Here is a 20,085-nt window from a genome sequence, read left to right as displayed (position 1 = left end):
TTGACTTGTTTGCTGATTGGCGGAAGTTTGAATGCCGGTCTCCTCGGCGATGTCAACTACGACGGAAAGATTGATGTCACCGAAGCTGTCAATGCCTTGCGAATAGCAACCGGTGACAGTTCCTTGTCACCTGATTCGTATGTGATTATCCAGAGAGGGGAATGGCAGACGAAGGAGAATTACAGCGAGTATGACGTGGTTCAATACAAAGGAGTAAGCTATATCTGCATAGCCGATCATATCTCGTCGGGAAAAAACAAACCGCCAAAGGGAGAGACTTGGAGTATTTTCAATGAGACTCTGCCTCCTGCCCATGAATGGGAGGATACATCTCTTAAATTTCAGAATCCGGACGGAACCTGGGGCGAACTCGTAAACCTGAAAGGGGATACAGGAGATGCCGGTATCCAAGGGCCGAAAGGTGAGCCGGGTGACAAAGGTGAACTGGGAGATACGGGACTTCAGGGGGAAAAAGGCGATAAAGGCGATCAGGGGGTTGCCGGTATCCAGGGGCCAAAAGGTGACACAGGGCCACAGGGGATTCAAGGGTCAAAAGGCGACAAGGGTGATCGGGGAGCCACCGGGCCTCAGGGACCGAAAGGTAATCGTGGAGCCACCGGGCCGCAGGGACCCCAGGGGCCAAAAGGCGATAAAGGCGATCCTGGAGACCCAGGGGCTCCTCATGAATGGGCAGAAACATCTCTGAAATTTCAGAACCCGGACGGAACCTGGGGCGATTTGGTAAACCTGAAAGGGGATAAAGGAGAAGCCGGTATTCAAGGGCCGAAAGGCGACAAGGGTGACAAAGGTGATTCGGGAGCTACGGGACCTCAGGGGGAAAAAGGCGAAAAGGGCGATCCGGGAGTTGCCGGACCGCAGGGGCCGAAAGGTGATACAGGACTGCAAGGAGTTCAGGGGCCAAAAGGCGACAAAGGTGATCCGGGCATTGCCGGAGCCACCGGCCCGCAGGGAATCCAGGGGGAAAAAGGCGATAAGGGAGAGCCGGGTATTGCCGGAGCCACCGGCCCACAGGGACCGAAAGGTGAAACAGGTTCCCCGCCTGCTCACGAATGGGCAGAAACATCTCTGAAATTTCAGAATCCGGACGGAACTTGGGGCGATCTCGTAAGCCTGAAAGGGGATACAGGAGTCGCCGGTATCCAAGGACAGAAAGGCGATCCGGGTGACAAAGGTGAGCCGGGAGCTACTGGGCCTCAGGGACCTCAAGGCGAGAAAGGTGATCCGGGGATTGCCGGAGCCATCGGGCCACAGGGACTACAGGGACCTGCGGGACCGAAAGGCGATACGGGAGACACAGGGCCGCAGGGTCCCAAAGGAGACACAGGCTCTCTGCCTGCTCACGAATGGGCAGATACAACATCTCTGAAATTTCAGAATCCGGACGGAACTTGGGGCGATTTGGTAAATCTGAAAGGGGATACAGGAGAAACCGGTATCCAGGGGCCCAAAGGCGATCCGGGTGACAAAGGTGATTCGGGAGCTACGGGACCTCAGGGAGAAAAAGGCGATAAAGGCGATCCGGGAGTCGCCGGACCGCAGGGGCCGAAAGGTGATATAGGACTGCAAGGAGTTCAGGGGCCAAAAGGCGATAAGGGTGATCCGGGCATTGCCGGAGCCACCGGACCGCAGGGGCCGAAAGGTGAAACAGGTTCCCCGTCTGCTCATGAATGGGCGGACACATCTCTGAAATTTGAGAATCCGGACGGAACATGGGGCGATTTGGTAAATCTGAAAGGCGAAAAAGGCGACACCGGAGCTTCCCCTTTTGTCTCAGATGGCAGTGATGTCTATTATACAGACGGCAATATGGGGATTGGCACAGCCACTCCGACAGAAATGCTCGATATAAACGGGCCTGTTTTGCTGGGACAGACTACCGAACCGAGTCTGACAACCGACCGCCTGTATAATTTGAACGGCGAACTTTACTGGAATGGCTTAATATTGGGAATGCTTACCACAGAAGAAGACCCGATATTCTCCGCCAGCCCTGCAAAAAATATTACAGCAGATGAGATTAGCAACTGGAATACCGCTTACGGATGGGGCAGCCATGCCGATGTCGGATATTTGTCAGGGACGGATACCAGAATATCCAATTGGGACACCGCTTACAGTTGGGGCGATCATGCCGAGGGAGGATACTTGTCTGCATTGGATCCCAGAATATCCAAATGGGATATCGCTTACGGATGGGGCAGCCATGCCGATGTCGGATATTTGTCAGGGACGGATACCAGAATATCCAATTGGGACACTGCTCACGGATGGGGCGATCATGCCGAGGGAGGATACTTGTCTGCCTCGGATTCCAGAATATCCAAATGGGATATCGCTTACGGATGGGGCAACCATGCTGATGCCGGATATTTGTCAGGGACGGACAGCAGAATACCCAACTGGGATGCCGCTCACGGATGGGGCAATCATGCCGATGCCGGATATTTAAAAGGCTACACTGAGACAGATCCTAGCGTCAATATGGGAACTAATGATTATTATGTGCCAAGATGGAGCGGTTCAGCTTTGATAAAAGGATCAATTCATGACTACAATGGTAAGGTTGACATCACCGGGGCAGCAGTGTTTTTCCGAAATATATTCTTTGATGATTATGACAGAGAAGAAGGTCTTGACCCTCCACGAATAATTTCACGCGATGGCAATACGATGTTTTATAAGGGGGCTGTTGTTGTTGGTGCTTACAACGATTATGATGCTGATCCCAACGGTGTGGATAACATAGGAGAAGGTAATTTAATAGTGAAACACAGGATCGGCATCGGTACGAGCAGTCCAGAAGGACGCTTTTACACTTACGATCCAGGTAGTTCTTCTCCGATAAAAGCCATGACAATTAAAATAGGCACATTTGGCAATCTCACTAATGCGAAAAATAGTTACTACTTTCTTGCATATGATCAAAGTACAAGTGGCTCAAGATTCCTTATCAGAGGTGATGGCAATGTGGGTATCGGTACAGAATCGCCAAATTATAAATTGCATGTAAATGGCACTACATATTGTTCATCAGGCACTTGGTCGGGTTCCGATGCCCGCTGGAAAAAAGACATCACTCCGCTTCAGAATTCTCTGGAAAAAGTATCCCAGTTGCAAGGTGTCAGCTATGACTGGAGAACCGAAGAATATCCTGACAAGGGCTTTACCGAGGACAGACAGATCGGGCTTATCGCCCAGGAAGTTGAACCCGTTGTTCCCGAAGTCGTCAACACCGATGATGAAGGCTACAAATCTGTGTCGTATGGGAAACTGATACCGGTGCTTGTTGAGGCCATCAAGGAACTCAAAACGGAGAATGAGGCTTTGAAAGCAAGGATAGAGGCATTGGAGAATAAGTGATCCATCCGCATGCATTATGCGTCCATCTACACGGGTTTATGGTTTATCTACACGGATTGTGGCTAAGAAAGGATTTGTCCGGTCTGATTTCCCGTAATCCTTGCTTACACATAATCCGTGTAGATGAGAGAAGGGCGGGGCGTTTGTCTCGCTACAAGGATTTCATATAAGAATCTGAAAAGTCCCGTAAGGGCGGCATATTTGTAGCGTAAGAGAACCCGCCCCTTTCCGAGTCCCGTGGCGTGGGGACGGCATATTTACAACGCTGGATATGCCGTCCCCACGGGACCCGGAAACACGGGGGATGCCATTGCTACAAATATGCCGTCCCCACGGGACTTGGGAACACGGAGGCGGAGCAGGCGTGAAAAATGCCCGCATTGTCCGAGCCCTGATTAAAGAATGAAAGGATTTGCATGATGAATGCCCGAATTTGTCTGCACGGATTATGCGTCCATCTGCATGGGTTGTGGTTTATCTACACGGATTTCGGTTTATCTACACGGATTATGGTTTATCTACACGGATTATGGTTAAGCAGGGATTATTTGGGCTAATTTCCCGTAATCCTTGCTTACACATAATCCGTGTAGATGAGGCGCATAATCCTTATTTTATCACCAACCCGTGTAGGCGGAGGATTCAGATCAGGCAATCGCAAAAAGTAATTGACATGTCAGAGATGAAATAATATCTTGTTATTGGAAACAAGGCAATATTTATCTGATTGATAAATATCAGAATATTCAGTCAATTAGTTGTAAGAATCAAGGGAACAAAAAAATGAATATCGAAGAATATTTCGATCATATCGCCCCGAATGATATTCGTATCAGAGGCACACGGGTGGGGATCGAGTCCGTGCTTTATGAGTTCATTCACCGGGAACAGCCTCCGGAAGCCATCGTGAGACGCTTTCCGTCAGTCACGCTGGAGCAGGTTTATGCGACGATCCTTTATTATCTTCACAATAAGGAGATGATCGAGGCATATCTGGCGGAATGGCTGGCTTATGGTCAGCATAAGAGGGCGCAGCAGGCAGAAAACCCTCCTCCGGTTGTCGCCCGTCTGCGAGCTCTCAAACAAAAACAACAGCAAGCTTTGGCGATTTTATAAATGAAATAATTGTCTGACAAAGAAGTGCTGGAAGAAGTCACCACGAAGAAATGAAGGAGTCAGCCATGGACTGGAAAGAGCTGGCCGTCACATCGCATTATCAGACCGCCGTGGCGGTGAGACAGGCATTATTGGAAGGAAATATGGAAGACGCACAGACCGGTATCAAGGAGCTGACAGAGGCATTGGGACGTTCTGAAAAAAGAGTTCTGAGGAGCCAGATGATTCGCCTGATGATGCACATCATCAAATGGAGGACGGAACCGCAGCGCCGCTCACGAAGCTGGCTTGCGACAATTGAAAACGCCCGTGTGGAAATTGATGCGATTCTGGAAGACGAGCCGAGCCTGAAACGCCGCATACCGGAACTGTGGGAGAAATCTTTCAGATCGGCGCTCCGGCTTGCGGAAAAGGAGACCGGCATCAGATCATACATAAAGGGACTCTCAGAGGAGGAGGTTTTTGAGGAGGAATATTCGCTCTCCGACCTGTAAGACGGAGTCAGTATTTTCTCTCGCCACGAGGAATATACACCACATCTGCACGGATTATGGTTTATCTACACGGATTATGGTTAAGAATGGATTACTTTGTCCCGGCCGCCCGTAATCCTTTCTTAGCCACAATCCATGTAGATATATAAGAAGAGGATTATAAGAAGGCGGATTTCAATCCTTTTCTTATATGAAATCCATGTGGCGAGGAGAGGATGAAAGCCCGAATCCTGCCAATCCTTACATCCTTTAATCAGGGTTCGGGCAACGGGGGCACGGATTGCGGTTTATCTGCACGGATTGTGGTTTATCTACATGGATTATGGTTCATCTACACGGATTATGGTTAAGAAAGGATTACATTCAACCAGAGCAAAATAATCCTTTCTTAACCACAATCCGTGTAGATAAGCGGGTGGCAATGATAAAAAATGATTGATCTTCCCTGAATAACATGAGATAATATATCACTAGAATCACTCTTACAATTTTCAGATCAATCATAAAAATCAAAGGAGAGATGAGCATGTCATCATCCGTTCAAATCAATATTCCTAACGAACTGGCGGCAAGGCTGAACCGTCTGGAATTTCAGATTCCCCAAATTATCGAACTGGGATTACGGGAATTCAATGCCTCCGCACAGGCCGGATACAAAGGCTGCGCCGATATCCTGGAATTGCTGGCTGACCTGCCAGAACCGGAGAAAATAATCGAACTGCGTCCCTCCGAACATTTGCAGCGTCGGATCAGCCAGTTGCTTGAAAAAAACCGCACCGAGGGACTCACAGAGGCGGAGGAACAGGAATGGGAACACTATCAGTATCTGGAACATCTGGTACGCATTGCAAAAGCCAAAGCCTTGCTGAAACTCAGAAAGTGTGGGCAATAAATGGGAACTTATATTTCTGCCAGTCTAAGACGCATGGTTTATGAGCGGGCAGGAGGCTGCTGTGAGTATTGCCTGATTCCTGAAACCACTGTTTTGGCGGCGCATGAGATTGACCACATCATTGCACAGAAACATGGCGGACTGACCGAGGCTGACAATCTTGCACTTTCATGCGCCATCTGCAACAAACACAAAGGCAGTGATCTGGCTTCACTGGATCCGGTCACAGGGGAAATCGTTGCCTTGTATCATCCCCGCAGAGAACGCTGGTCAGATCATTTTGAATTGAAAGAAGGTCGTCTGATACCGCTGACACCGACAGGAAGGGTCACTATAAAATTATTGCAGCTCAACAATCCTTATCGGATTCAGGAACGGAGTTTGCTCATTCGGAGCGGAATATTCCCTAATCTGAAAAGACATTGAACATAAAAAAATTATGAAAGCGAAATTTATGATGCCCGCACCACTGACAGATTGAGATATCTTTCAGAATTTATTAAGGAGATTTTCCATGAAAAACAAAGCTGACTGGACAATGGAAATATTAAAAAGTCTCAGAAATCTGCCCTTTGTATGGGACTTGGAGATTATAAAGCCTCCTGACGATGTTGAGGCGGATCTGGGTGTTATAAAGTGCGGGGTGTGCCGGCGATATCGTAGCGACATCCGGTTACAAGTCCTTGGTGCATTGCATCTGTTGAAGGCCGTAGCCTCCGCCTTCTCAGTGCAAATTCGCCGGAAGAATTTCTGGCAGAGGGCGGCAGAGGAAAATAAGAACATCCCGGCAGTTGCACGGGTTGGTGGCAAGTAGGAATTTTTGCATTCTGGTTGTATGTAATTCCCTGTCTGCTTTTCTCTGTAGGGATTTCAGATAAGAAGAGGATGATAAGAAGCCGGATTTCAATCCTTTTCTTATGAATCCCTGTTCTTATATGAAATCCTTGTAGCGATGTAAAAAAATGATTGATATGCCACGGGCAACATGAAATAGTAAATGACACTTTCAGGCACTGATGAAAAGGATTTGCGGGATTTTCTCCGGCAGGCGGAAGGCTAGTTGGATATGACACAGTTTACCTGTGAGGATGTTTTTGGAGAATCACTCGGAATTGTTTCGGAAATTATGGAAAAAATTCATGCGGGGACAAAACTGGTATCTGATTCTGACAAAATATCTGTGGAGAAGGACAGGGGAACGCCTGACATTATTTCAAACACAAGCTGCCTGATCGCATTGGACAACATTGGGATGTTGTCCGTTTTCAAAATTTTCCGGATAATAAAGTTGCCGAGATGAAAATTCATAAAATTATCAGAGCAATTGAAACCAATTGTGTGAACATAACGCTTCATGCAAGAAAAGAGGCAAAAGATGACTCACTCAGGCTGGACGATATTTTCTTTTCAACCTGTCATGGTGAAATCATTGAAGATTACCCTGATGATTTCCCATATCCGAGCTGTCTGATATATGGCAGATCATCTTCGGACGATCCGGTTCACAGCGTATGGGCATATGACTCTGAAAACGAAATTGCCGTGCTGATCACTGTGTATCGTCCTGATCCTGAGCGATGGACTCACTGGAAAGAAAGGAAAGACACATGAAATACATAAAAAAATGTCCCCATTGCGGCGGGGAAGTCACTGAAAAAACAGTTACGGAAGTGGTTTACGGAGGTGTTCATACAGCCTTTCTCACCGTGAGAGCCGGTGTGTGTCACCGCTGCGGGGAAAGATTATATACACCTGACACAATAAGACAGTTTGAGAAAATAGAGTCACAACTTGAATGTCAGGAAATTGCTGATTTTCAGCCTGTTGGAAAATCTTTCCAGATTGTGTTATCTGCATAAATAAGAGGTTTCACGATATCAGAAAGCAGATGATCATGGAAGAGGTTGTCATCCGAATTTGTCAGCAGGAAATCAATATATTATGCAACTTATTGATATTACAAATTCAATAAGGGATAATCGGATAAAGATAACAGCTACGCTGATGAAGAAGCTGAATCTGACAATTTGTCATCTGATGAAATTTTTTTCAGTGTTTTCCAGGGAGAGATCATTGAGGACTATCCCAATGACAGACCATATCCCAGTTGTCTTGTTTATGGAAACACGTCCGACGGTTCTCCTGTTCACAGTGTATGGGGATATAATCCGGAAAATCAGTGGGCGGTTCTGATCACTGTTTACCGGCCTGGTCCGAATCGCTGGACAGACTGGTGTCAGAGGAGATAGATATGAAACCGTTTGAGAAGTGTCCCGTCTGTAACGGAGAACTTATTGAAAAAGAAGTTGAGAAATTGCTTCGGGGCGGAATTCACACCGCGGTCGTCAGTGTCCGTGCCGAAGTCTGCCTCCGTTGCGGTGAGAGGCTTTATTCCCAGGAAACTGTGAGACAGTTTGAACAAATCCGGGACAAACTGAAGCGTCAGGATATCTCGGAGTTTGAGCCGCTGGGAAAGACTTTCAGGGTGAATACGATCTGCGGAATGGGGAGTACAATGGCATAATTACAGATGGCAACTCAGAACCGGGTTTTAACATCCGAAAAAGAAGGGGGAAAAGCAAAATGAGAGTCGAGGCAGTAAGGAAGGAGGGCGGTTTTTTCATTCCCATAAATGATGAGTTAAAAGCCGTCGCCCATGACAGAATTTTTTTGGACATGGAGATCGTCAGGCCGGTCAGGGAGGAATGGCCTGATTTCTTTAACAGAGCAGTGTCCATTTTTGGAAAGCCTTCCGGAAAAAAGGCGAGTGAGTGCGTCGCAGAAAATCGGAAGGAGAGATCTTGATCAGATTCGAAAAAGGTTCAGACAACATTTTCAAATATCTGGGTCTGAAGAATCCGGATGAAAGGCTTGCAAAAGCCAAGACAGCTTCAATGATTTATGACATTATTGAAGATCGCAAACTGACCCGGAAAGAGGCCGGACATATTTTGGGGATTACCCTGACCGAAATATCAGATATCATAAACGGCAGACTTGACGATTTTTCAATGGAGCAGATGTTTTCTTTTCTGCGTGCTTTGGATCAGGATATTGATATAATCGTGCGTCCCAAAGAACAAAATAAGGCACGTCTCAGCCTTTCTTATGCAGGGCCGAGGCCGTGCGCCGGGATCTGAGGAATTCGCTGTCGTCATAAAAAAGACGAGGGAGGACATAATGCAGTCTCTTATCATTGAAATACCACAAGAAATCGTCTCACAGATAAAGCTCCCGCCAAAGCGGGCAAAACAGATGATCATGGAGGAGCTTGTCATCCGACTTTATCAGCAGGGAATAATCACATCCGCACAAGGAAGCCGACTGCTCAGTATGGACAAACCACGCTTTGAGCGTTTTCTGGCGGAAAATGAGATTCCAATTCACGGTGAACCTGACGAAGTGGACATAGATATAAAAAATATGGAGGAGATAATCAATGGCACAATTAACACTTAATCTTCCGGACAGTCTGGTCGAACATGCCGGATACCTTGGCCGGGCCACGCACAGAGATGCCTCGGTCGTTCTGGCTGACACGCTGGAAATGATGTGGCCCGCATGGGAGGACATGCTGAGTTCCGACCCTTTTCCGCCCGTGACGGGTCTTTCCGATGTGGAAGTTCTTGAACTGGCGGATATCAAAATGGATCCGGTTCAGAATGAGCGGCTGGGCGAACTTCAGTCACGGGGAAAGACATCGGGACTGACACCGGGCGAACAATTCGAACTTCTGACGCTCATCCATCTTTATCAGATCGGCCAGATTCGTAAATCCGAGGGGCTTGCCGAGGCTGTGCGCCGGGGTCTGAGGGAGCCGCTGCCGTCATGACTGTCACCGAATATGTTCGCATGCTGGTGAGAAAGCGTGCGAAAAATCGTTGTGAATATTGTCTCTGTCATCAGGATTATGTCATGGGAAGACTTCAGATTGACCATGTCCGTCCCATTGCCAAAGGCGGAGCAGATACCGAGAACAATCTGTGCCTGGCCTGTGAATTATGCAATCAGCACAAATGGACAAAGACAGAGGAGACCGATCCTCAGACCGGAGAACGTGTGTCCCTGTTCAATCCCCGGACACAGAATTGGAAAAAGCATTTTGCCTGGAGTGAGGACGGAACAAAAATCATAGGACTGACGGCCTGTGGCAGAGCCACAGTCAGCGCGCTCAAATTAAATAACACCCTGGCTGTTATCGTCCGCCGGAACTGGGTTTGTGCGGGATGGCATCCGCCGGAATAAGATGGAGGAGGCATTCGTTTTTACGGATGGGCGATAACCAGACCCCTTGGATATCATCATATAAAAAAGGAAAATATATGAACAGAATCACAAATATTGTCGGAAGAGAAAACAAAATCTGCGAACTGGCCATTCGCCAACTCGGGGACAAGTGCGCCGTATTTGAAAAAAGGTATGATCTGTCATCAGATGAGTTTTACGATCTCTGGCAGCGGGGAAAAATGGAAGATGAGACAGATTTTTTTGAGTGGAAGGCCCTGATTGAGGGAATAAATGAATGGAAACAAACCAGGGAGGAATTGAAAAAACTTGCAATCGCCTGATATTCATTTTGAATCTGTTGAAAAAAACATTTCCGAAAATCCTCTGGTAATTTTCCATGAACTTCGGAGAAATCATACAAGCCCTTCAACAGCTTATATAAAAGGAGAAATCCTGTTTGCGGATGGTACAGTTCTTGCTGTTTTTCAGCATGTTCACATAAGTGAGACCGGAACACTCATTACAGATTACCGGTATCACTGCATGGATGCTGAAAAAGAGATGATCTTTCGATATGACAATGCACCGCATCATTGTGAAATTGACACTTATCCGCATCACAAGCATATTTCAGACAAAATATACGCTTGCGACATGCCGGATTTGAAAGATGTTATGGATGAAATAACAGCCTTTGTAATTGAAAACATGATATAATTTTTTATCGGCAGAATTTAAGAAACTGTTAAAAGAGGAAAAATCAGCGGATATGAATGAAAGGAAGAATGAGGTGTGAAATGAAAAAGATGTCCGGATTGAAAAGATCAGGTCTGTTATGCCTGCTGGTAATATATAATATTTTACTTCCAGTATATTCTCATGCCGAGGACGGCATCTGCGCCCGCGTGAAAATCGAAATCCGTCAGGAAATGACCTTGGAACGGCAGGCATTTGAGGCGCACATGCGGATCAACAACGGACTCACAAACATCACACTGGACGGGGTCGGCGTGGATGTCACCTTCTCCGATGAAAACGGAAACAGCGTCATCGCAAGTTCCGACCCCGATGACACTCACGCCCTGTTTTTCATCCGCACCGATTCCATGGAAAACATCGAGGCTGTTGACGGAACCGGAACCGTGCATCCTGATTCCTCTGCCGACATCCGCTGGCTCATCATCCCCGCACCCGGGGCATCCGACGGGCTGGAACAGGGAACGCTTTACTATGTCGGCGCGACACTCACTTATTTCATCAACCGCGAGGAACACACCACGGAAGTCAGCCCTGACTACATCTTTGTAAAGCCCATGCCCGAAATCACGCTCGATTATTTTCTCCCCGAGGATGTTTACGGAGATGACGCATTTACCAATGAGATCGAACCCATTGTCCCCTTTCCGCTTGGTGTGCGGGTGACAAACAACGGCTCTGGCACGGCGAAAAATCTGAAAATCGAATCTGCCCAGCCTGAAATCGTTGAGAACGAACAGGGCCTGCTCATCGGCTTTGAGATCGAAGGTAGCGAGGTGAACGGAGAAACCGCCACCCCGAGCCTTCTCGCAGATTTCGGAGACATTGCCCCGAACACCTGCGGCACGGCAAGCTGGATTATGACCTGCTCCCTTTCAGGAAAATTCGTGGAATTCACCGCGGACATTTCCCATTCGGACGAACTCGGGGGCGAGATCACCTCGCTGATTGACGGAACGCCCCGCACCCATTTTCTCGTGAAAGATGTTCTGACCGATCTCCCCGGACGGGATTCGGTAAAAGATTTTCTCGCCAAATACGGACAGGGCTACAAAGTGTATGAGTCGGACAATGTTGACATCGAAGTCACGGATCAGTCCGCAGCTTCAACGCTCACAGGCTCGGGAACCACTTACACACTTTCAACCCCTGTGAATTTCGGATTTATGTATGTGAAACTCTCCGATCCGCACCGCGGGAGAAAAATCATCAGAGAAGTGACACGCTCTGATGGAAAGACAATCAGACCGGAGAACGCCTGGCTATCCAAAACCCGTGATGAGAACAACAACTGGCTGTATTTCATCAGCCTGTTTGATGCGGACACCACTGATTCATATACAGTGATATTTGATGATCCCTCGGCCGGGCCTCAGCCGCCTGTGCTTCAGTTCATCCCGGATCGCACAAGAGATGAGGAACAGCAGCTCGGTTTTATCGTGGAAGCCAGCGACCCCAACGGAACCATTCCGGAATTTTCCGCATCCCCGCTTCCCGTGGGTGCAAAATTCACCGACAAAGGCGACGGAACCGCCGCTTTTGACTGGACACCGGCCATGGGACAGGCAGGTGTTTATCCTATCAGCTTTACCGCATCTGATGGCGAACTGAAAGCTATCCGGAGCGCTGTCATCACCATTACCGGCTCGGACAGCGACAGCGACGGAATGGCGGATTACTGGGAAATGAAGTATTTTGGAAGTCTTGACCAGGACGGAACCGGCGATGCCGACGGAGACGGTTTTTCAAACCTTGACGAATACCTCAACAGAACTGATCCGATTTTTTCAGACGAAGTGATTCCCGGGGATATCAGTCATGACGGACATATCAGTCTCCAAGACGCTATTCTTGGTCTCCGCACCATCAGCGGAATTACACCGGTCACATCCGTCCATAAATCAGCAGATGTAAATGGCGACAGCAAAATCGGCATGGAAGAAGTGATTTATGCCTTGCAAACTGTCTGCGGCTTTTGTAACGAAATTGTTTCAGAGTGAATCCGGGATTTCAGGGTCGTTACAACTTCACTGTTGTTCTGCATAAACGAAGGCGATTTGACCACGACCATGGATGATATCGGCGCAACCCGTCTGGCGGGAAAACCGAGAATCCGGGGATTTCTTATTGATATCGGAGCTTACGAATATCAGGAATACATCTCAGTCAGCATATTCTTCGTCCCTCGGAACTTATGAAAAAGCTCGGCAGTTCATTGCCGGGCTTTTTTTGTCGTTTCCTTTTGCCACATGAATTTATGTGTAAGCAGGGTTTTTTGTTTTTGCGTTTAGCCTGTTGCCCATAATCCTTTCTTACAGGTAATCCGTGCAGATGGAGAGGAACCCGGATCAGACAATCGCAAAAATCAATTGACACGTCAGAGACAAGATGAAATAATAAATTATTATGGAAAACAAGATATAATCAGAAAGAATTTTCAGAGGAGGTGGTGTCTGAGAAGGAATATTCGCTCTGAGAGATCTAAAACAGAGTCAGTATTTTCTCTCACCAAACGGATTCCCGATAATATAACAATTAGGATAAAAAAATTGAAAATATTACTTCATGTCTGTTGTGCGCCCTGTTCCATTTATCCCATCAGACTCCTTCGTGAAGAAGGTTTTGATCTCATGGGATTTTTTTACAAGCACAACATTCATCCATACACAGAATGTTTAAAGCGACAAGAAACCTTGGAGATGTATGCGGAAACAGAAAATTTCCGTGTGATTTATCAGGATGGGTACGAACTGGAGGAATTCATCCGGAATGTCGTATTCAGAGAATCGAACCGGTGTGCATACTGCTACCATGACCGTCTCAGATCAACCGCGCTCATGGCAAAGCGGGGAAAATTTGATTATTTTACAACAACCCTTTTATACAGCAAATTCCAAAAACATGAAATGATAAAAGAGATCGGAGAATCCCTGGGCAAAAAAATCGGTGTCCGATTTCTCTATCGGGATTTCCGTGCCGGATGGAAACAAGGGATCGAAGAGTCAAAGCGTCTCGGAATGTACCGCCAGCAATACTGCGGCTGTATTTACAGCGAAAAACAAAGATTTTTTAAATAAAAGTGCCTGAGTGTCTGAATTGTCAGATGCCTATATACTCATATATTTATTATGTTCAGCAATTTCATATATTTCATCATTGTACTTCTCATATACACGACATATCAGCCTACAGAAGAGACCAATTTTTCTCTTGGTGAAACATGCATATTTTTTATTGCGTTTATTGTTGCCTTTGCCTCTTTTTGCCGGTTGCAGTTTCACAAACTTGAAAAGCGGATTTTAAGGGAGAATTTTGTTTATCTTGATCATCAGTTCAGTGTGACATTAAGCCGACAGTTTATAATGAGTATCATGCTGTTCGCCATAGATATCTATGGGCTGAATCTCCCGTCATTTTTTATACCCATTCCTTTTTTCTCTGTTGCTCCGACAATTCAGGCACTCATCTTTCTTTTGCTGTTTACGTTTTATCTTGCAATCGTATGGGGCTGTGCATACGATGTTTATCAGAAACTCTACCCCGCGGATATCTCCAGACGCTCATATATTCAGGCAAATATTTCTCTTGCCGTTCCCGTGCTTCTCCCCTGGTTCCTGCTCTCCATATTTACTGATCTCATTAAGGTTCTGCCTTATGCCCCCCTGAGAATTTTTTTTTCCACTACAGAAGGGGAAGTACTCTGTTTCCTTGTTTTTCTTTTTCTTGTCGTCATCATCGGACCGGATCTGGTCAGACGATTTTGGCGATGCAAACCGCTTAAACCCGGATACCACAGAAAGCGAATTGAAAACCTGTGCAGAAAAGCAGGTCTGGAATATGCGAATATTCTTTACTGGCCTATGTTCGGGGGGGGATGATTACGGCCGCTGTCATGGGGCTGGTAAAAAAATTTCGCTACATTCTTGTTACCGAGGGGCTTCTCCGTTTGCTTAATACTGAGGAGATAGAAGCTGTTATTGCCCATGAAATCGGACATGTAAAAAGAAAACATCTTGTATTTTATCTGTTTTTCTTTACGGGCTACATGCTCCTGTCATATGCCACGTTTGACCTGATTATATATTTCATTATTTACAGCAAACCGGTCTTTGTTTTTATCAGTCGTTCAGGTCTTAACGAGGCAATGGTCATTTCCGCGGCATTCAACCTTGTCGTCATTCTGATGTTTATCGTCTATTTTCGTTATGTCTTCGGCTATTTTATGCGTAACTTCGAACGCCAGGCAGATGCATATGTCTATGTCCTTTTCGAGAGCGCGGCCCCCCTGATTTCCACATTTGAAAAAATCACTCTGACCAGCGGACAGTCCCCTGACAAGCCCAACTGGCATCATTTCAGTATTACAGAACGGGTCGAATATCTGAAAAAATGCGAAGATGATAAAACATGGATCACCCGCCATGATCAGAAAATAAAAAAGAGCATAGCGATTTATCTTGTGGGAATGATTCTGACAGGAGGACTCGGATATCATCTGAATTTCGGTGAAACCGGCAAAAAACTGAACAACCATTTTTTTGAGACAGCCATCCAAAGGGAGATTCAAATAAATCCAAACAAATCAAATCTTTATAGAATATTAGGAAATATTAACTATCGCAATAAAAATTATGAGGAAACCATCACAGCATATGAAAAAGCAATATCACTTAAACCGGATGACCCTCATGTGCTGAATAATCTCGCGTGGCTTTATGCCACCTGCGAGGATAAAAAATTTCGCGACCCGGAAAAAGCCCTGATGCTTGCCCAAAAAGCAGCAGAACTCATGGAAGCTCCGCATATATTGGATACGCTGGCTGAAAGCTATTATATGAACGGTCTGTTTGAAAAAGCTGTTTCCACGGAAACACGCGCGCTCAGACTGATTAAAAAAGATCGTTCCCATTATGAAACACAACTGGAGAAATTTACCAAAGCAGCAAAAGAAAATAAAAATGCCTCGCCCCCTATTGAATACAAACCCTTTTCACCTGCTCAAGGTCGGTGAAGCCTTTAAAAATTTTTGCAACACCGTCCTGCTTGAGTGTTCTCATACCGTCATATATGGCCTGATCCTGCATCTCCTTTACCCTGGCCTGGGTCTGAATCAGTTTCTTTTGGTCATCTGTGGCGATCATCAGCTCATGGATGCCCATTCTGCCCCGATATCCCGTACCATTACATTTCTCACATCCGCCATCTTTTGCCCTGAACAGAGTGAAGTCATCTGAATATGTCGCGAGCTGATCCTTTTCAAACATTTCCTCTCCATATTCCCGTATCAGTTTGTCAAACTCGTCTTTTGAAGGATGAAACCTTTCTTTACAATCCTTGCAGAGGGTACGAACCAGACGCTGGGCAAGAATTCCCAGCACAGCATCCGCAAAGTTAAAGGGATCCATTCCCATGTCAAGAAGACGGACAACACTCTCGGGCGCACTGTTGGTATGAAGGGTTGAGAATACCAAGTGACCGGTCAGTGAGGCTTCGATGCCAATGGACGTTGTTTCCTTGTCACGCATTTCACCCACCATAATCACGTCAGGGTCTGCCCGGAGAAATGCACGCATTGCCGCGGCAAAGTTAAATCCGATCTTGGGCTGCACCTGAACCTGTCTCAGACCAGCCTGGGTGATTTCCACAGGGTCTTCAGCCGTCCAGATTTTCGTTTCAACTTTGTTGATATACTTGAGTGCGGAATGGAGCGTTGTTGTCTTACCGGAACCTGTGGGGCCGCAGACAAAGATGATTCCGTAAGGTTTTGTGATGATATCAAGAAAGTTTTCCAAATTCCGTTCTGAAAATCCCATTTTCTGAATCGGCATGGGTTCGCCTGCTGCAAGAAGACGCATGACAACATCTTCCATTCCTCCCTGGGTCGGAATGGTTGCCACACGGAGTTCAATATCGTTATCCCTGCCCGGAGCATATCTTTTGAACTGGATTTTACCATCCTGGGGCTTGCGGCGTTCCGCAATGTCAAGATTGCACATGATTTTAATACGAGATACAAGCGCGGCTCTGTAACTGTACGGAATTTTCATATTGTATTCCTGACAGGCCCCGTCTATCCTTATTCTCACCCTGACATCCTGTTTTCCGGGATACGGCTCCACATGAATATCGGACGCGTTTTTTTCCCTCGCGTCAATGATGATTTTATTGACAAGCTTAACGACCGCGCTGCTGTCTTCAGATACAAGATCACTATCATGTTCGGCAACAGCGTCCTCATCTTCCTCATCCAACCCTTTGAGCAATTCATCTGAGAGCTTGTCCGGGTCTATTTCTATAATATCCTGCTTTTTCTTTTTGCCCGTAAAAAGATCAATAAATTCAGAAACATCTTCTTTTAATGCAACACAGAATTCAACCGGGTTCTTGGGAAAAACCGTCTTTATCCCGTTAATTTTCTGGAAATTTTGCGGATCATCCACGGCAACGACGATTTTATCCCCCTCGCTTCGCAGGGGAATCCATACGTTTTTCCGCAAGAAGGGTACTTTCAGACCTTTGAGAAGATTTTTCGGGATCGGTGTGTTCTCATCATATTCTGCAAAAGGAACATTATAATATTTTGCGAGGGATTTGCCTAACTCCTTTTTGGGGATTTTAAGCGTTTTTAATAAGAATGTTTCAACAGGTTCCTGTTTCCTACCCGCGTCAGCTATTGCTTTTTTGAGTTCTGTCGGGGTCAGAAGATGTTTTTGGAGCAGATAGTTAAATTTGCTGTCAGCCTGCCTTGCTGCCCGTCTTTTGTTATACAGACCGATTCCGATCATTCTGGCCAGTTCTGCGGCAATCTTCTCATCCGTCGCGGTATATGCCTTGCCGTCTTTCCGATTCATGACCTGCATTGCGCCCATCAGATACTTCTGGAAAAAAATCGGAACAGCAAGAACCTGCTTTGTGACAAAACCTGTTTTCTTATCCCAGGTGTCATCAAATCTCAATTCAGGATCAATGGCAGCGAGTTCTTTTCTGTCATGAACATTTCTGACATTTACGATTCTCTGCTTGTGGGCGGCATACCCGGCGATACTGCGCGGCGATACGCTGATTCGTATCTCTTTTATCTCTTTGCCGGACATGATTCTTGAAATCAGTTCCCGCGTTTCTCCGTCGAGTACATAGATCGTAATCCTTTCTGATTTGAATAAAGCAATAAATTCATCTATCAGACTAATTAAGATTTCATTCAGATTTTTAGCCGCGTATATCTTATTACCAATTTTCTGAAGTTTTAATCTTAACGCTACATCGTCCGGCCTGGCTTTTCTGACACGTTGCGGATCAGTCACTTTGAGATGGGTGACTGTTGTTTTGGGCTTTGGCGACAAAACTGCCATTTATACCTCCTGATTAATTTATCCTGGCTTACATGAACATATATGCCTTTAGCCTTGATATGCCTGAATTTCCGGCCCTGGAGTGTGTTTTTTAAACAAAAAAAGTAATGCCTGAATAACATTTCTCTCTTTGCCAGATGAGACCTCCGAACCTTCTGAAAATACGGGAACTCCCCCGATAAATATCCCGGAAGAGATGTGGAGATGTCCCCCTTGCTGAGGGGCATAAGGGAGGTCAGCAGGGGGAATTTAATTACTGAGCAATCTCTTCGGAAGTCTTAAAAAGCAAGTTATTCATATTTCAGTTTCACTCGTGATGAATAAAATCAGTGCCTGATATACGGGGGATTGAACAGGATTCATCACTATCTCTGTGGGAGTGAGATTTTTAATATTATTTAAAAGGCTTATCATTCTGAAGGTTGCATATCAGTCCTGGTTTTGGTGTTTCAGCTTCTGATAGTTGTCATAAATTTTTTTTGATCCCCCGCCTATCAGTATTATGCCCATCAGATAAAAACAAAAATGTACAATCATCGGAGAAAATTGTCCGACTTTTTCCATTTGGGAAATCCTCTCCGGCCACCAAAGAAATACACAAAATATTCCCAAACCTGACAGAACAAGTGAAATTCCCCACGCCAGTTGAAAAATTATTTTCGGGGCCATGCCCTTTTTGTTATTTGTCATTTGTCATTTTCTGAGTGTCTGAGTGTTTAATTAAATACCTAAAAAAACGCCTTATTCCTCTTTTTACTACAAGGATTTTGTATAAGAAGAGGATGACAGAAAGGGGGATATGATCCCTTTCTTATGAATTCCGTTTCTTATATGAAATCCCCGTAGCGGGGAACTCCGATACAGTCTCAAAAACCTGACTAAAACCTCCGAGGTTTTTAAAACCTCGGAGGTCTGGGTTGTGGTGAATGATTTTCAGGCTCCGGACGTTATCATTTTCTATATAAAAAATTCGTTAAACTTTTCCATGTTAAACACTCAGACATTAAATCTGCTTAACTGTCGAGCGTCCCTTTGAAATTCGCTTTTCGTTTTTCGAGAAAAGCTGTTGTTCCTTCCTTTGCATCCTGGCTCGCCATGCAAAGGCCAAAAGCATCGCTCTCTATGTTAAGGCCCGTTAAAAGATCAACATTCATGCCGTTGTTGATGGTCTGTTTTGCAGCACGGAGGGAAACTTTCCCCTTTAAGGCTATATTTTTTGCTGTTTTGAGTACTTCCTCCATGAGTGACTCCGAAGCGCATACCTTATTTACCATGCCGATTTCCCGGGCCTCGGCTGCGGAAATTATTTTTCCGGTAAATATCATTTCCTTGGCAATCCCCATGCCGACTAACCGCGGTAATCTCTGGGTACCGCCAAACCCGGGAATAATTCCCAGGGTGATTTCCGGCAGTCCGAAGTTCGCATTTTCAGACGCATAGATAAAATCACATGCCAGTGCCATCTCGCTCCCGCCGCCCAGGGCAAAGCCGTTCACCGCGGCGATGGCGGGTATGGACAATTCTTGCAGTTTACTAATACTGTCCCGGCCTTTTTTAGAAAATCGCTTTGCCTGAAGTGCATTAAATGTCGCAAGTTCCGAAATATCAGCGCCTGCGACAAATGATTTTTCCCCTGATCCTGTAAGAATCAGAACCCTTATGTCCTCGTTTCCCGAAATTTCATCAAGGGCCTGTGAAAATTCCGTCAGCAGGCTGTCGTTTAAAGCGTTTAAAGCCTTGGGTCTGTTGAACGTAATGGTTGCAATTCCATCTTCAACCTGAAAAATAATATTTTCGTATGCCATTTTTCCTCCGTTTGTTTATTTTTGAATCATATGCCTTCATACAGAGGGCAATATTTCATATC

At 46.0% G+C, this 20,085-nt stretch carries 25 protein-coding genes and 1 pseudogene; 23 read left to right on the top strand and 3 right to left on the bottom strand.

Features of this window, described 5'->3' with window-relative positions; all coding sequences use genetic code 11:
* The 23 genes and pseudogenes from dnm_RS06740 (at position 1) to dnm_RS06630 (ending at position 15,877) form a co-directional block, all read left to right on the top strand.
* The gene (locus tag dnm_RS06740) at positions 1-3,381 is read left to right on the top strand and encodes a tail fiber domain-containing protein (protein ID WP_207681917.1); all 3,381 of its coding nucleotides are present in this window, start codon (positions 1-3) and stop codon (positions 3,379-3,381) included.
* A gap of 783 nt (positions 3,382-4,164) precedes the next feature.
* The gene (locus dnm_RS06735) at positions 4,165-4,497 is read left to right on the top strand and encodes a DUF433 domain-containing protein (RefSeq protein WP_207681916.1); all 333 of its coding nucleotides are present in this window, start codon (positions 4,165-4,167) and stop codon (positions 4,495-4,497) included.
* A 65-nt stretch (positions 4,498-4,562) separates the two neighbouring features.
* On the top strand, positions 4,563-4,991 hold the full coding sequence (locus dnm_RS06730) for a DUF29 domain-containing protein (RefSeq protein ID WP_207681915.1): 429 nt from the start codon (positions 4,563-4,565) through the stop codon (positions 4,989-4,991).
* A 526-nt stretch (positions 4,992-5,517) separates the two neighbouring features.
* Positions 5,518-5,883, top strand: a complete 366-nt coding sequence (locus dnm_RS06725; RefSeq protein ID WP_207681914.1) for a hypothetical protein — start codon at positions 5,518-5,520, stop codon at positions 5,881-5,883.
* Complete coding sequence (locus dnm_RS06720; RefSeq protein WP_207681913.1) at positions 5,884-6,309, top strand: HNH endonuclease; 426 nt, start codon at positions 5,884-5,886, stop codon at positions 6,307-6,309.
* An 88-nt stretch (positions 6,310-6,397) separates the two neighbouring features.
* Entirely contained in the window at positions 6,398-6,697 is a 300-nt protein-coding gene (locus dnm_RS06715) for a hypothetical protein (RefSeq protein ID WP_207681912.1), read from the top strand.
* 252 nt (positions 6,698-6,949) lie between these two features.
* Positions 6,950-7,183, top strand: a complete 234-nt coding sequence (locus tag dnm_RS06710) for a hypothetical protein (RefSeq protein WP_207681911.1) — start codon at positions 6,950-6,952, stop codon at positions 7,181-7,183.
* Positions 7,180-7,494 carry a DUF4258 domain-containing protein gene (locus tag dnm_RS06705; RefSeq protein WP_207681910.1) on the top strand — a complete coding sequence of 105 codons (315 nt, stop codon included), beginning with the start codon at positions 7,180-7,182 and terminating at the stop codon, positions 7,492-7,494. Before dnm_RS06710 ends, dnm_RS06705 begins: the two co-directional genes overlap by 4 nt.
* Complete coding sequence (locus dnm_RS06700) at positions 7,491-7,742, top strand: YgiT-type zinc finger protein (RefSeq protein ID WP_207681909.1); 252 nt, start codon at positions 7,491-7,493, stop codon at positions 7,740-7,742. Before dnm_RS06705 ends, dnm_RS06700 begins: the two co-directional genes overlap by 4 nt.
* A gap of 153 nt (positions 7,743-7,895) precedes the next feature.
* Positions 7,896-8,132, top strand: a pseudogene (locus dnm_RS06695) (DUF4258 domain-containing protein); the annotation flags it as partial.
* A 2-nt stretch (positions 8,133-8,134) separates the two neighbouring features.
* A complete protein-coding gene (locus dnm_RS06690; RefSeq protein WP_207681907.1) occupies positions 8,135-8,407 on the top strand; it encodes a YgiT-type zinc finger protein in 273 nt (90 codons plus the stop codon).
* A gap of 59 nt (positions 8,408-8,466) precedes the next feature.
* The gene (locus dnm_RS06685) at positions 8,467-8,688 is read left to right on the top strand and encodes a hypothetical protein (RefSeq protein WP_207681906.1); all 222 of its coding nucleotides are present in this window, start codon (positions 8,467-8,469) and stop codon (positions 8,686-8,688) included.
* The gene (locus dnm_RS06680; protein WP_207681905.1) at positions 8,685-9,023 is read left to right on the top strand and encodes a helix-turn-helix domain-containing protein; all 339 of its coding nucleotides are present in this window, start codon (positions 8,685-8,687) and stop codon (positions 9,021-9,023) included. Before dnm_RS06685 ends, dnm_RS06680 begins: the two co-directional genes overlap by 4 nt.
* Positions 9,024-9,063: 40 nt before the next feature.
* A complete protein-coding gene (locus tag dnm_RS06675; RefSeq protein WP_207681904.1) occupies positions 9,064-9,342 on the top strand; it encodes a UPF0175 family protein in 279 nt (92 codons plus the stop codon).
* On the top strand, positions 9,323-9,715 hold the full coding sequence (locus tag dnm_RS06670) for a hypothetical protein (RefSeq protein ID WP_207681903.1): 393 nt from the start codon (positions 9,323-9,325) through the stop codon (positions 9,713-9,715). Before dnm_RS06675 ends, dnm_RS06670 begins: the two co-directional genes overlap by 20 nt.
* Positions 9,712-10,128, top strand: coding sequence for an HNH endonuclease (locus dnm_RS06665; RefSeq protein ID WP_207681902.1), 417 nt, complete (start codon positions 9,712-9,714; stop codon positions 10,126-10,128). Before dnm_RS06670 ends, dnm_RS06665 begins: the two co-directional genes overlap by 4 nt.
* Positions 10,129-10,205: 77 nt before the next feature.
* Positions 10,206-10,451 carry a hypothetical protein gene (locus dnm_RS06660; protein ID WP_207681901.1) on the top strand — a complete coding sequence of 82 codons (246 nt, stop codon included), beginning with the start codon at positions 10,206-10,208 and terminating at the stop codon, positions 10,449-10,451.
* A complete protein-coding gene (locus dnm_RS06655; RefSeq protein WP_207681900.1) occupies positions 10,438-10,827 on the top strand; it encodes a toxin-antitoxin system TumE family protein in 390 nt (129 codons plus the stop codon). Before dnm_RS06660 ends, dnm_RS06655 begins: the two co-directional genes overlap by 14 nt.
* A gap of 80 nt (positions 10,828-10,907) precedes the next feature.
* Entirely contained in the window at positions 10,908-12,866 is a 1,959-nt protein-coding gene (locus tag dnm_RS06650; RefSeq protein WP_207681899.1) for a hypothetical protein, read from the top strand.
* Between the two features lie 57 nt (positions 12,867-12,923).
* Complete coding sequence (locus dnm_RS06645; protein WP_207681898.1) at positions 12,924-13,064, top strand: hypothetical protein; 141 nt, start codon at positions 12,924-12,926, stop codon at positions 13,062-13,064.
* Positions 13,065-13,415: 351 nt separating this feature from the next.
* On the top strand, positions 13,416-13,943 hold the full coding sequence (locus dnm_RS06640) for an epoxyqueuosine reductase QueH (RefSeq protein WP_207681897.1): 528 nt from the start codon (positions 13,416-13,418) through the stop codon (positions 13,941-13,943).
* 51 nt (positions 13,944-13,994) lie between these two features.
* Complete coding sequence (locus tag dnm_RS06635) at positions 13,995-14,744, top strand: M48 family metalloprotease (RefSeq protein ID WP_207681896.1); 750 nt, start codon at positions 13,995-13,997, stop codon at positions 14,742-14,744.
* Positions 14,741-15,877: a M48 family metallopeptidase gene (locus dnm_RS06630; protein WP_207681895.1), complete on the top strand. Its 1,137-nt coding sequence runs from the start codon at positions 14,741-14,743 to the stop codon at positions 15,875-15,877. The genes dnm_RS06635 and dnm_RS06630 overlap by 4 nt, the downstream gene beginning before the upstream one ends.
* Here dnm_RS06630 and dnm_RS06625 read toward each other — a convergent pair.
* The 3 genes from dnm_RS06625 to dnm_RS06615 form a co-directional block, all read right to left on the bottom strand.
* Positions 15,837-18,218, bottom strand: a complete 2,382-nt coding sequence (locus dnm_RS06625; RefSeq protein ID WP_207681894.1) for a GspE/PulE family protein — start codon at positions 18,216-18,218, stop codon at positions 15,837-15,839. The genes dnm_RS06630 and dnm_RS06625 overlap by 41 nt on opposite strands.
* A gap of 429 nt (positions 18,219-18,647) precedes the next feature.
* Positions 18,648-18,908 (bottom strand): hypothetical protein, encoded by a 261-nt coding sequence (locus dnm_RS06620; RefSeq protein WP_207681893.1) that lies wholly within the window; start codon positions 18,906-18,908, stop codon positions 18,648-18,650.
* Between the two features lie 323 nt (positions 18,909-19,231).
* The gene (locus tag dnm_RS06615) at positions 19,232-20,023 is read right to left on the bottom strand and encodes an enoyl-CoA hydratase-related protein (RefSeq protein WP_207681892.1); all 792 of its coding nucleotides are present in this window, start codon (positions 20,021-20,023) and stop codon (positions 19,232-19,234) included.
* Between the last annotated feature and the right edge of the window lie 62 nt (positions 20,024-20,085).

This window comes from Desulfonema magnum (genome assembly GCF_017377395.1).
GTDB classification, from domain to species: domain Bacteria; phylum Desulfobacterota; class Desulfobacteria; order Desulfobacterales; family 4be13; genus Desulfonema_C; species Desulfonema_C magnum.
The sequence above is the reverse complement of the archived record's forward strand: the minus strand, read 5'-3'. Positions and strand labels throughout refer to the sequence as shown.